Annotated in this window: 8 protein-coding genes; 7 read left to right on the top strand and 1 reads right to left on the bottom strand. The window is 43.5% G+C overall.

Annotated elements, in window-relative coordinates; translation table 11 throughout:
* The first annotated feature begins 9 nt into the window (after nt 1–9).
* The 6 genes from ACDJ58_RS15180 to ACDJ58_RS15155 all read left to right on the top strand — a co-directional run bounded on the left by ACDJ58_RS15180 (nt 10) and on the right by ACDJ58_RS15155 (nt 5728).
* Nucleotides 10–789 (top strand): nuclear transport factor 2 family protein, encoded by a 780-nt coding sequence (locus ACDJ58_RS15180; RefSeq protein WP_413379275.1) that lies wholly within the window; start codon nt 10–12, stop codon nt 787–789.
* A 659-nt stretch (nt 790–1448) separates the two neighbouring features.
* Nucleotides 1449–3191 (top strand): ABC-F family ATP-binding cassette domain-containing protein, encoded by a 1743-nt coding sequence (locus ACDJ58_RS15175; RefSeq protein ID WP_413379273.1) that lies wholly within the window; start codon nt 1449–1451, stop codon nt 3189–3191.
* Between the two features lie 72 nt (nt 3192–3263).
* A complete protein-coding gene (locus tag ACDJ58_RS15170; protein ID WP_413379271.1) occupies nt 3264–3491 on the top strand; it encodes an Imm53 family immunity protein in 228 nt (75 codons plus the stop codon).
* Nucleotides 3492–3690: 199 nt separating this feature from the next.
* Entirely contained in the window at nt 3691–4128 is a 438-nt protein-coding gene (locus ACDJ58_RS15165; protein ID WP_413379269.1) for an Imm26 family immunity protein, read from the top strand.
* Between the two features lie 123 nt (nt 4129–4251).
* The gene (locus tag ACDJ58_RS15160) at nt 4252–4488 is read left to right on the top strand and encodes a hypothetical protein (protein ID WP_413379267.1); all 237 of its coding nucleotides are present in this window, start codon (nt 4252–4254) and stop codon (nt 4486–4488) included.
* 769 nt (nt 4489–5257) lie between these two features.
* Nucleotides 5258–5728 (top strand): NUDIX domain-containing protein, encoded by a 471-nt coding sequence (locus ACDJ58_RS15155; protein ID WP_413379265.1) that lies wholly within the window; start codon nt 5258–5260, stop codon nt 5726–5728.
* 620 nt (nt 5729–6348) lie between these two features.
* Here ACDJ58_RS15155 and ACDJ58_RS15150 read toward each other — a convergent pair.
* Nucleotides 6349–7221, bottom strand: a complete 873-nt coding sequence (locus ACDJ58_RS15150; protein WP_413379263.1) for an AraC family transcriptional regulator — start codon at nt 7219–7221, stop codon at nt 6349–6351.
* A 204-nt stretch (nt 7222–7425) separates the two neighbouring features.
* Here ACDJ58_RS15150 and ACDJ58_RS15145 point away from each other — a divergent pair, with 204 nt between their 5' ends.
* Nucleotides 7426–13809, top strand: coding sequence for a GDSL-type esterase/lipase family protein (locus ACDJ58_RS15145; protein WP_413379261.1), 6384 nt, complete (start codon nt 7426–7428; stop codon nt 13807–13809).
* Nucleotides 13810–13897: the final 88 nt, after the last annotated feature.

Raw genomic sequence — 13897 nt, 5'->3', positions numbered from 1 at the left:
GATATACAAATGACATCAAAGAACCAAAATGAGCTTGTTCGTAAGGCAGTCGCCGTGCTGGATAGTTTTGAGAGCGGCAACCCTGAAGCGATCACGGCTCACGTTCATCCAGATCAATATATTCAGCACAATCAAGGCTTATCTGATGGTCGTGCGGCCATGCTTGGTGCACTTGACCACTTAAAGGAAATTGGTACAAAAGTAAGTATTAAGCGTGCTTTGGTCGACGGGGATTATGTGGTACTTCATTCCGTATATGAGTTTTTTGGCCCGAAAATCATTATTGATATTTTCCGTTTTAAGGATGGGCTGATTGTTGAACACTGGGATAATATGCAAGAGATGGAAGGGGAGACACCGAGCAATCATACGATGATTGACGGACCGGTAACGATAAAGGATCTTGACAAGACAGATGCTAACAAAGAATTTGTCAAAAGCTATGTTGAAAACATCTTGCTTGGGAAGAATTCCGGCCTGCTAGCTTCTTACTTTGATGGTGATAATTACATTCAGCATAGTCCGCATATTGCAGACGGCCTTTCCGGCCTCCATGTTGCATTGCAGGCGCTGAAGGAAAAAAACATTAAATTTGAATATACTCATGTCCATCAAGTGATTGGGCAAGGTGATTTTGTGCTTACAGTAAGTGAAGGTCTCCTCGACGGTCAACCTACTGCTTTCTATGATTTGTTCCGCGTGGAGATTGGTAAAATCGCCGAACATTGGGACGTCGTAGAGGCCATACTGCCGCCAGAAAAACGAAAAAATTCGAACAGCAGGTTTTGAGTTTGGCCCAATTGAATTTCAAGAAAGACATCACCGAATTTAATTACGGTGATGTCTTTCGCATCGCGAAATGTACTTGAGTGATAAATTCTCCCTTCAAAGATATAGAAGCGTTGCTGTAGCAACGCTTATTTTATTCAGTACAATTAAATGACCGTGTGGAGCAGTTATACATACGAAAAAGATGAACATTGCAAAGAGATCATCAACTATATGTTCATTATAAACAGATAAGGAGTAGATGATCATGAGAATGCTGAAAGAAAAAATGACGTGACTGGGAGTGGGAAGCGTACTGGTCGTGTTGATCCTAGCATGGCATAAATCATATCCTTGTGCCAAGGCACAAAGCTTGGTCCCATAATATGTGTAGGGTGGATCGTTGTCATGATTTTTTTGATGTATTTTTATTGGATTGGATAAACGTCCAGGCTGCTGCTTCTTCAATCGTTTTTGATGGATCTTCATTATCGTAAGCAATGATTGATTATGAAAATCGTCCAACAAGTCATCATTCTATAGAAAGTATTAGAACTTCGAAGTGAGGGTAAGAGCAACAATGAATTGAACTTGGGGGTAAACAGTGTTACTCTAAAAGTCTGTGTTCGACAATACATTACAAAATACTCACCATTTTAGTTATAAAGAAAGGTAACACTATGATAAAAGTTGATAACTTATCCTTCTCGTTTCCACAAAAAGAACTATATAACAACATTTCATTTACGTTTGAAGAGGCACAACATTGCGCTTTTATCGGAACAAGTGGCAGTGGGAAAAGTACACTGATCGATATACTGATGGATCCTGAAAGATATTTGTTCGAGGGCAAGCTAGAGATAGACCCGGATTGCAGAATCGGGTATGTAAGTCAATTCTCGCAAGTAGATAAAACGAAAGAAATGACCGTTTTTGAATATATCGGAGAAGAATTCATCAAGATACAAGATGAAATCTCAGCCCTTTATGCGGAGATGGCCACCACGTCGGATATGGATTCGCTGCTGGAAAAGGTTCAATTGGCTTTGGATGCCTTCGAGGCGATGGATGGGGATAATTTCGAAAACACCATTAATAAGCAGCTAAACCTGGCCAACCTCATGAAGCTAAAAGATCTTAATGTATCCGAATTAAGCGGCGGGGAATTCAAACTCATTCAAGTGATGAAGGAAATGCTTAGTCGTCCGGACTTAATGATCATGGACGAACCCGATGTATTTTTAGACTTTGAAAACCTAAATGCGCTTAAAAAATTGATTAATTCCCACAAGGGAATGCTGCTAGTTGTTACGCACAACCGATATCTATTGAATCATTGTTTCAACAAAATTATACACCTTGAAAACACGGAGATCCAAGAGTTTGACGGTCGATATATCGATTATAACTTCTCGCTGCTTCAGACTAAGATCGAACTGCAAGAAATCGCGGTTGCTGAAGCTGAAGAAATTGAGAGATACGATCACATCATCGACAATCTTAGAGAGATCGCCACGTATAATTCGGAAGCCTCCAGAGGCAGAGCGTTAAAAGCCAGAGTTAAGTTTCAAGAGAGATTGGAAGCGCGTCGAATAAAAGAGCCATTTGTCGATATCAAGCAGCCGAATATCAGTTTTGGTATTGATAAAGAACTTGAAGACACTACTGTTATAAACGTCAATAATTATAGCGTTTCCTTTGACGAGTTGCTTTTGGAAAATGTGAATTTCGAGATCAAATCGACAGATAAAGTAGCCCTGATCGGTCCAAACGGTACCGGGAAAACGACTTTACTCAGAGAAATCTTTAAAAATAATCAGGATTCCATTGAAATAAATGCTGATGTTGTTAACGTGGCATATTTATCTCAGGTTCAAGGTGAGATGCTAAAGGATTCCAATACAATATTAGATGAATTCATCGAGGCTGGGTTTGAAACTTATGATGAGATTAGATCATTTATTTCAAACTATGGCTTTGAAGGAGAAATTCTTGATCAAAAGATAGAGTCTTTATCTGGCGGAGAAAAAAACATGCTTCAATTGGCTAAAGTTTCTGCCAGTCAAGCAAACGTATTGCTTCTTGATGAACCGACAAGCCATTTAGATATCTATACACAAATCGCATTGGAGAAAGCTATTGAGGACTACAAAGGTGCGATTCTCATGATTTCTCATGATTTCTATTCTGTTGTTAATGGTATGGATTATGTTTTAATTATTGAGGACAAGACGATTAGTAAAATGAGTATACTAGAATTTAGACAGATGATTTATGCGAGTCATTTTAATGAAGACTATCTAGAAACTGAACAAAAGAAAAAGTCTGTTGAGATGAAAATAGAATTGGCTTTGAAAGATACTAATTTTGAACTTGCAAAAGTATTGGTTGATGAGCTAGAAGAGCTGATTAAGTTGCTATGATGAACACATTAAAATGGCTTCAGAACTGGTATCTTGAAAACTGTAATGGGTGATTGGGAGCATTCATACGGTGTGAAAATTGATACTGTGGATAATCCCGGTTGGTCTGTCGAAATCGACTTGACAGATACTTATTTAGAAGATGTGCCGTTTGAGTCAATTGAAGAAGAGAGAAATGAAGAAGATTGGTTCTATTGTGTTGTTAGAGATGGAGTGTTTCACTTTGCAGGGGGAGTAACAAATTTAGAAGAAATACTAGATTCCTTTAAAACTTGGGCTTCGAGTTTGGAAAGAAGTTAATTATGCAGTAACCAGGATGAGACCTTGATGGCTAAATGCCTTTCAAGGTCTTTTTATATTTTTATTAAGATATATCCAGTTTACTTTGTTTACTATGCAATATGTGGAAGAGATCCCCGAATGCTTATAAAATAAATAGATGAACATCTCTTGGAAAGTAAGCATATTCTAAAGCTGCTACGAAGGAGTTTGGAAAACCATGAAAAATACAAAACTCAAACGCATTAAATTGGGAGATCTATATGCCATACCTCTGCCTAATGGTAAATTTGCATTCGGAAGAAGATTTAAAGATGCAAATATAGCCATCTATAACTATATGGGAAACACCTTTGAGGATAAGCCTCAGCAAGAGAATTATCAATTTATTGTTGGGGTTTATGATGATGTTTTAAAATCAGGTGACTGGCCTGTCGTAGAAAACCGACCTTTTGTAAATGAAGCAGAGGCTTGGCCACCTCCTGCATGTGTCATTGATAAGCTTACAGGTGAGCATTCAATTTATTATATGGGTGAGATTAAACCTGCTGACATAAAAGAATGCGAAGGATTAGAGATCGCAGCTGTTTGGGAAGCACAACATATTGTTGATAGGATAATGGGGAATAATACATGGCATAAGGATCTCTCTAAATAAGCTAATTCTAAAATAGGCTTACGACCGATTCCCATTATTTCTACCTGGGAATCGGTTGTATAAATTTAGGCTTGGTAATTTAGTGGACCATGAAGTCCATGGAGATAGTGAAAGGAGACACAGATGTATAGTTACGACGAATTCACCGAAGATTTAAATCTAGGACATGAAATAGAATTTATCTTGAATGATACTCATTTCTTAATTAGTTATAATGAAAGTGGTTGGTACTGTATTAAGGAAAATGAAGAAGCACAAATTAAGTACGAATCGGTTGAACAACTATTAAATCAAGTTAAGATTAAAGGTAAAACATTAAAAAGTTTATGGGGCAATATAATTGTGAGTGACGTATTTTGACTGAAATTATTCAACAACATTATTTGTTGAAAAGCCGCTTGTGTCGAGGACAAGAGCATAGTCCGCTTGCCGATTAGGCATGTATCTAATCGACTTTCGTCTGTTAATTCGTTAACAGGCAGGTTAGTGTAACTTTCAACTTTTAGATAACGTATAATTTAAACAGGATTCTAGACATGAATACATTCAATGGAGGGGCTAGATTGAACAAGTATGTGTTACATATCGTTGCAAGTGTAATTTGTATATTGACACCTGCTGTTGGTCTCTTATATGGTTTGTGGGATAGCCACCAACCCAAAATAGGACCTGTAGGAGACGGGAAACCGAATTATCCTACAATACCTCAATGGATATCTATTGTCTCTTCTTTTATCTGTGGAATAGTTAATCTACCTCTTGCCATAATTCGATACAGACAAAACATAAAGCCTAATAAAGATATTAAAAGTTAATGCCTGTTACGCTAACGGGAAATTCCTCAATAAGTTATCAGGCAGGTACGTTATTGGGAATGAAGCAAAATTATATACTTGACTCTAGTACATTATAGTGGGTATTATTTCCATACATTGATGATTAGGAGAATAGACGATGTTAATTTTAGAATTAAAACAATCTCACCATCATGGAAAGCGTTAATCCATTCCTTTAAAAATTGGGGATGGGTTTACGCTATTCGCGCTTACCATCCTGCGATATGCAACGCGCAGGATTTAGGTCTAGCGCGTTTTTTGATTTTTGTTACAAAAGAAATGGAGGATTAAAAATGGCGATTATGACAGATTCAAGAGGTAATATTTTTTTGGAATTTATTAATATCGAGTATGATAAGATCACAACAACTACACTGGATGCTCCACTAACACATGCTCTAATCGTGGTGAAGTACCAAGGAAAGTACCTCTTCATGCACAATAAGTGGAGAAAGAACTGGGAACTGCCGGGAGGTATAATTGAAACTGGAGAGAATGCTCAACAATGTGTTATTAGAGAATTATTTGAGGAAACCAATCAAAATATTGATACGGCTGAATTCAAAGGTTTAATGAAGTTTAGACTTCAGCCAAGTTTTCATGGACCTGAACGGACAGAGTATGGAGCTCTGTTTGTGGGTGAACTGTACCAACTTGATGATTTTGTTGAAAACGATGAAGCTTCTTCAATTATCCTTTGGGATGGTACATCGGAGATTGGTGATATCGCTGAAATAGATAGGAAGTTAATTGAATTCGTGTGAAATATGAGTAAGCTAATGGGAAACGGGCTCCTGGAGCCGCAATGTGAATTACAAAAACTAAAGGAACGAATATATACCGAGTGGTTTCCCGACATCTGGATACCAGTAAAGAAAAAATAATGATTGTTCTAGGGATAATAGTTGCACAAAGCGAAAGGACCATCCAAAAAAAGGATCGCCTTTAACTTACCGTTACAGGCAAAGCGGAGAATCATCGGTATCTCAATGGAATTGCCCGCATCAAGATGCACATAACAAAGAAGCAATTTAATCCATGATTTCTTTTACATCTAAGAAAATCGTAATGTTCGTTATGAGCAACCCAAATGAAGAGAAAATAAAGCTGCAAAAGTCGGTTGATAAATATGTGTAAAATTGAATCTTTAATGTCGAGGTACAAAGAACATGGTTCCATTGGAAGTCGCTATTATAGCGGCTTTTTTTATATTATCGGTACAACTGAAAACCGCATGTCTAAATCCAATGATAAGAATATGTTCCAATTTATGATAGATAAATACCTGAATTCCTAAATTACTTTCTTTATGCCTACTTCTGAACGAAGCCGAAGATTAAACGTTTGAAGAGCTTGACGGATTCCTAGCAAACAGCGAGTTTGGCTATTCATAATAAATGGCCTCGTAAGGAAACTCTAACTTATTCATGCGATATTCTTTGGGCGACATGGACATATATTGCCGAAAAACTTTGCCGAAATAGCTGGGACTCTCAAAGCCGCATTGTTGGCCAATTAGGGAAATCGGAAGTTCCGTCGTGCGGAGTAGTCGGATTGCAACTTCAATGCGTCTGTCTTTGAGATAGGCTAGCGGTGAAGTTTTCTCGGATTTCTGAAACAACCTGCACAAGTAGTGTTTATTGATATCGCAATGGCTGGCGAGCAGATCCAGCGTCAATGGCGATGCATAATTCTCTCGGATGAACTTTTTACATTTCTCGATCGTTGTTATTGAAAGGGCACCGATATCCTTCTCCGCATCCCGACTCGTCTGCACTAGGATAAGCAACCACCGATAGACTTGCATGGACAAGCGATACTTGTCCGTAACTTTCTCTTGATGAATCAAATTTATGATCTGCCACAACTCTTGAATTAAGGGAGAATCCGCGTTGCGCAGAATGACATGCCCCTCATTATCATGGATCATATCCCAAATTCGGTTGGCTTCATCCCCTCGAATGTTTATCCATATAAATTCCCATGGTTCGTTGTTCTCTTGCTTATAGTAATAGCAATGTTCTCCGGAGATTTTAACAAGTAGTGCATGTCCCTTTGGTAAAGGAATCGTTTGATTTTCAATATCCAGATAACCCTGACCATTAAGCGTGTATTGAAAAACAACGTGTCCCGGGTCCGGTCTATTATCACTTGGACAACGATATTCCTCGCTTGAGACGATCTGCCATCCAATAGAGTCTAGTGTCATAATTGATGTATCGTCATTACGAAAAGCATAAGAGACCGTATGAACCACACTTTCATCCCCTGCCTAAAAAAGTCAATTATATTATATAATACGTCACATTTTTTAGATTGTCTGTCTTTTTTTAGACCTGTAAGATAAATGTAAGCGGTAACATAAGAGGGGGTGACTGTGGTTTTTGTTCATTTGACAATAGTAGGGAAGATCGAACTTATGATTCTAAAATGAATTTTTCGATAAGGAGGAGTTAATCCGATGGACCGTAGAACTGTTTCTATCCAGAAATCGATGTTTGTATCATTATTAGCGCTCCTTATGGTTATCTCACTGGTCATACCCCCGGCGCCGGTACGTGCACAGTCATCAAGTAGCCTACCGGGTCGCCAGGCGGAATATCTTAACCGGGGTCTGGTTGCGGTTCTTGTAGACAACGGCGTTTTTCTAAGCTGGAGATATTTAAACAATGACCCTGATGATATCGCTTTCAACATATACAAAAACGGAACCAAAGTGAATGCATCGCCCATAAGCGACGTGACGAACTATGTGGACACCACTGGTTTCGACAGCTCGCAGTACCAAATATCCACTATCGTTGCGGGAAAGGAGCAAATGCTGCCGGAAGTTGTCTCGGTCTGGCATAATAATTATTTGCCTATTCCGCTGGATAAACCGGCCGACGGTCGGACCAAAGACGGTGGAACCTATACGTATTATGCAGGTGACGCATCTGTAGCTGACTTGGACGGCGATGGCGAATATGAAATCGTCTTTCTGTGGAGTCCAAGCAATTCCAAGGACAATTCGCAGGCCGGTTATACCGGCAATGTCTATATCGATGCCATCAAACTGGACGGTACGAAGCTGTGGAGGATTGACCTGGGCGTTAACATCCGTGCCGGAGCGCACTACACGCAATTAATGGTGTATGACCTTGACGGAAACGGAAAGGCCGAAGTTGTGGTCAAGACTGCGGACGGCACGAAGGACGGCCAAGGCACGGTCATTGGCGACGGTACGAAAGATTACCGAAACGAGAGCGGATACATACTGTCAGGGCCGGAATATCTCACGCTGTTTGACGGTGAGACTGGTGCAGCCGTATCCACCGTCAATTATGATCCGCCAAGAGGCAACGTCAGCGATTGGGGCGACGGCTATGGCAACCGTCTAGATCGGTTCCTTGGCGCCATCGCTTATCTGGACGGCACGAAGCCAAGTGTCGTGATGAGCCGGGGTTATTATACCCGCACTGTGCTTGTTGCTTATGATTATGTTGGTGGGGAACTCGTCAAGCGCTGGACGTTCGACACAAACGAAGCTGGATCACAATATCAATCACAGGGCAATCATAATCTAAGTGTGCTGGATGTCGACAATGACGGCAAGGACGAAATCATGTTTGGCGCTCTAGCCATAGACGATGACGGCAGCTTGATGTACAGCACCGGACTCGGCCATGGTGATGCCATGCACGCCGGCCAGCTCGATCCAAACCGGGAGGGCTATCAGGTGGTAAGCGTTCATGAGCATTCAGATGCTGCATACGGACTGGAGATGCGCGATGCGGCAACAGGTGAAATTCTCTGGGGGGAGAAAACAGGTTTTGACACAGGTCGCGGGATGTCGGCGGACATTGATCCGAACTATCCGGGATACGAATCATGGGCCACAACCATTACCAACGGGCAGAGCGTTCCCGTAACCAATACCTATTCGGCTGCCGGAGAGGCTATCTACACGGTGGACGAAGGGCCCAAAACCGCCAATTTCGCCATCTGGTGGGACGGAGATCTTCAGCGGGAGCTGTTTGACCATGAGTGGGATAACAGTACAGCCAAAGGTATCCCACTCATTTATAAATGGGATTACGAAAACAAAAAGCTGAATGAAATCTTCCGAGCAACCGGTACGTTAACGAACAACCATACCAAAGGGAATCCGGCGCTTCAGGCGGACATTCTGGGCGACTGGAGAGAGGAAATTCTGCTGCGGAGCGAAGATAGTTCGGAGTATCGTCTCTACACGACGACCATTCCTACAGACTATCGCATTCCTACGCTGATGCAGGACCCCATATATCGACTGGGCGTAGCCTGGCAAAATGTAGCCTACAACCAGCCGCCTCATTCCGGCTTTTATCTTGGAGCGGAAGCTACGGCATTCCCCAAAGCCGATCTGGCGCTGACCCGCGAAGCAGAAATGCCGGAGCCGGTCTACCGCTTTGATTTTGGTACGGAGACAGCGTCAGGAAATACGGCTATACAGGACACGTTATACACACAAGAGACGGGATACGGCTTCAAGGATACAACCGGTGTTACCGTAGGAGAAAATGAGGTTTCGGTCGCGACAGGTACGACATTTGCCGTTGACCTGCCAAATGCCAACTACAAGATGACACTACGATTAGGCAACGATGCGCATGACTCGAACGTAGGGGTCAAATCCGAATTCGTCCAGAAGCTTGCCGTAACCAATGTGAAAGCGGGAGAACCGCTGGAGTATTCCTATGACATTGCATTGGTGGATGGGCAGCTCGATTTCCTCTTCACCGGTACAGCCATAGACATCCAAGACATCCTCATCGAGAAATATCCAGAGAAAGCGGCCGGTGCGGCAACGACGATCTATATGGCCGGTGATTCAACCATGCAATCTTACAGTGAAATGCAGGCTCCTCAAGAAGGATGGGGCCAGCAGTTCGGACGTTATTTCTCCAACGGGGCAGTCATCGTGAACGATGCGATCGGCGGCCGAAGCAGCAAATCCTTTATGGTAGACGGTCGTCTGGATACGATCCTGCAGCGAATCAAGCCGGGGGACTTCTTCTTCATTTCCTTTGGTCATAACGACGCGAGTGTAGGGATACCGGACCGGTATGCCTCACCGGAGGACTATAAGATATACTTAGCTCGTTATGTAAACGGTGCCAAACAGCGCGGTGCTACACCGGTATTGCTCACGCCGGTTGGACGCAGAGATTTCAATACGGTGACTCAGGAATTCAACGTTAGCTTCCCGGCATACGTGCAGGCTGCCAAAGAAGTGGCGGAGGAGCTTGACATACCACTTATTGATCTGAGCAAGTTAAGTATTGCGTACTATGACAAAATTGGTAAAACAGCTACGGAAAAAGTGTTCCTTTATGCTAATCCGGGTGAATATCCAAAATACCCGAATGGTATCAACGATAATACCCATTTCAGCAGCTATGGTGCGCAGAAAATTGCCGGACTCGTTGCTGGTGCGGTCAAAGACATGGAGCTGAGCATTTCATCGCTGGTCATCGACCCGGATATTTCCGAACCCGAACCAGAGCCGGAAATCCAGCTATATGAGGAGAATTTTGAAGGCGATGCTGCCGACTACCAGTATGCGATGGTTAATGCCACTGGTATTGCAGGAACCATGACGGGTACGGTGGTTGAACAGTCAGGAAATAAGGTGCTGTCCGTCGCAGGGTCAGGATCGGGCAATCGGGCCAAGGTATTCCGTCTGTTCGATGCCGTAAACGGCGATCAGGTGAAAGTGAACTTTGACTGGCAATCCGGTAATGTGAGTGCCTATCCGTCAGAAGGTCATCTCACGGTCCAGGATTCTAACGAAAATGCCCTTTTCACGCTGTATACGAAAACCGGAAGCACCAAAATTCATTATTTTGTCGGTGCATATAATCCGGACTACGGTACGGGCGATACGGCCATACCAGAAGGGGGAACGGCTACAGAGATTTCCAAGAACCAGTGGGTCGATGTGGATGCAACCGTTAATTTTGCCAAGAAAACACTGGATCTGACATTGACGAATCTGGCGGATCCGACAGTTACACAAACGATTTCAGACATCCCGCTGAGTTCCGGTGTATATGCGGACAACGTCAGAGCCATTCGGTTCCTGGGGACGAGAAAAGGCGGTGGAGGCACGCTGAACTGGACTACCCAGATCGACAACGTGCGGATTGAAGGCAGTCAACTCCCTTCGGAGAGCGGCGATCAAGCTGCCTTAATCGCTCTGTACGATGAGATCAAAGCACTTGATCTGTCGGAATATACAGAAGCATCGAAGGCCGTGGTGAACCGGGCTTTGGCAGCTGCAGAAGCGATATTCAATACGGAAGCCACCCAAGCTCAAGTTGACCATGCGTTTAACAAGTTAACTGTGGCGAAAGATTCATTGACAAGTGAACCGGGCGAAGAGATTAGCGAATACCAATTTGATTTTGGTTCCGGCGGCGCTACCGAAGGATACACCAAGGTAGATGCCAAAAGAGCGTATATTGAAGGCAATGGGTATGGCTTTGCCGATACTGCGTCAACAAAAGATGAGAACCGGGAAACCGGAGATGCGCTCAAGGAGGATTTCACACGGGTAAATGGCACCTCCTTCCTGGTGGAAATGGAGCCGGCCAATTACCGGGTAACGATGACCATCGGGGATGCGGAGGAATCGACCAGCGCGAATGTTGTTGTAGAGCAGATGACAAAGCTGCCTCTCACAACCATTGCCAAGGGCGAATTCAAAGAAATTTCGTACGATCTTGCCCTGATCGATGGGGTATTTAACTTCGACTTCACCGGAAATGCACCGAAGATCAATGCACTGAAGCTGGAGCGCCTGCCAGATAACAGCGCAAGCGATGAACCTGTAATTTATTTGGCTAGCGATTCCACCGTTGCTAATTACGCGGAGAATTATCGTCCGCAAGCGGGTTGGGGCGAAATGTTGGGGAGATATTTTGATCAGAATGAGGTAAGCATTGATAACCGGGCAGTTGGAGGGCTAAGCAGCAAGACTTTCTTGGTCGGCGGATATCTCAATGATATACTGCTCGACATTCACGAAGGCGATTATCTATTCATGCAGTGGTCTCATAATGATTCCACGCCGTCCCGTCCGGAGCGTTATCTTACGCCCGAGCAGTTTAAAGTATATTTGAAAGAATACATTGACGGTGCTCTGCAGAGAGGGGCGATCCCGGTTCTGGTCACGCCAGTGAACCGGCGTGATTTTACCGGAGAGGTACTGAACAAAAGCTTCCCGGAATACGTACAGGCGATGAAAGAAACGGCGCAGGAAACGGAAACACTCATCATTGATCTGAACCAGGCCAGTTGGGAGCATTTCCAGGAGCTTGGCACAGAAGGAACCAAATCGATATTCATGTGGGTAGGTACAACAGAGGACAATACACATTTGCAGATGAACGGTGCAATCAAGGTAGCCGAACTCGTGGCACGTCTTGTGAAAGATTTGAATATACCGCTATCTGATTTTGTCACGCTGGAAGGGGAGTCACCTGATCAGGAAGCCCCGCATACTACGGCAACTGTGGAAGGAGAATCCCAGAACGACTGGTATACGACTCCAGTACAAGTAACCTTCACAGCAACCGATGAAGATTCCGAAATCGAAGGGACCTATTATAAAATCAATGGTGGCGAAACGGTGAGTGGTACACAGTTGAGCCTAACTGAAGAAGGAACACATACCATCACCTACTGGAGCGTCGATGTTGACGGTAACAAAGAGAGTGAACAGTCTTTGTCCATATCCATTGATCTCGTACCTCCAACCATTGAAATTCATGGTCAAACCGAATACACCATTGATCAGCACGTGGAAATTGGCTATACAGCTTCTGATACGATATCCGGTGTGGCAGAACCGACGGGTGTGCTCGTGGACATTCCAGCGTATACACTGGAACCCGGCCTGAACCAGGTTACGGCAACTGTCTCCGATTTGGCTGGCTGGGAACAGACGATAGAATATAGTTTCGGGGTTATTGCTACGTTCGAAAGTCTGATCAATCTGACCAACTCCTTTGCGGATGAATCGATAGATCCTAATGCCGGTGTTCTTGCTGGTCAGCTTGCGAACACCTTACAGAAAGCCAACCAGGCAGCAAACGATCGTGAAGGAGCAAATGCGCGTCAACTGCTTTCATCCTACGGTAATGACGTTCAAGCAGCTAGAGGAACCGTATTTACGGATGAGCAGGCAACTGTGCTGCTTAAGTGGGAAGAATGGCTCAAGCAGGCAACCCCACTAGCAAATGGGGCCCCTGGCACTCCGGTGTTATCTGACAATAACGGTTACGACACGGGGCTCAAAGACGGAGACTATACTGTAACGATGAATTTATGGTGGGGCAATAACGGCAATCAGTTCAAATTGTATGAGAATGGTGAATTGATCAAGGAAATTTCTCTGGTCGATCAATCCCCATCCGCCCAGTCTGTTAAAGTTGATATTACTGGAAAGAAAAATGGCACCTATATTTATACCGGTGAATTGATCAATGCACTGGGTACGACCACGAGTGTTCCGCTGACAGTCATCGTCACGGATGCTTCCCCGGGGCAATCTGTACTGTCGAACGACAACTGGGACGGTGACGGTAACTTTAATGTCACCATGAATCTGTGGTGGGGAACGAACGCGACCGAATACGAACTTTACGAAAATGGCGTTTTGATCGACACTCAATCGCTGCAAGCTCATACGCCGAGTGCACAGTCTGCGGTTACTGCAATTTCTGGAAGGGTACCTGGAATCTATGAGTATGAAGCTGTACTTCGTAATTCTTCAGGAGAAACCAAATCATCCAAATTAAACGTGACGGTACGAGAGTAAGCTGAAATGTTTGAGGCATTCCATTAACATTAAGTGATTAGAACCGAAGTAAGGTAAGTATATAAAAAGTGCTACTCCTCATCATTTT

Source organism: Paenibacillus taichungensis (genome assembly GCF_047302525.1).
In the GTDB taxonomy this organism is placed as follows: Bacteria; Bacillota; Bacilli; order Paenibacillales; family Paenibacillaceae; genus Paenibacillus; species Paenibacillus taichungensis_B.
The sequence above is the reverse complement of the archived record's forward strand: the minus strand, read 5'-3'. Positions and strand labels throughout refer to the sequence as shown.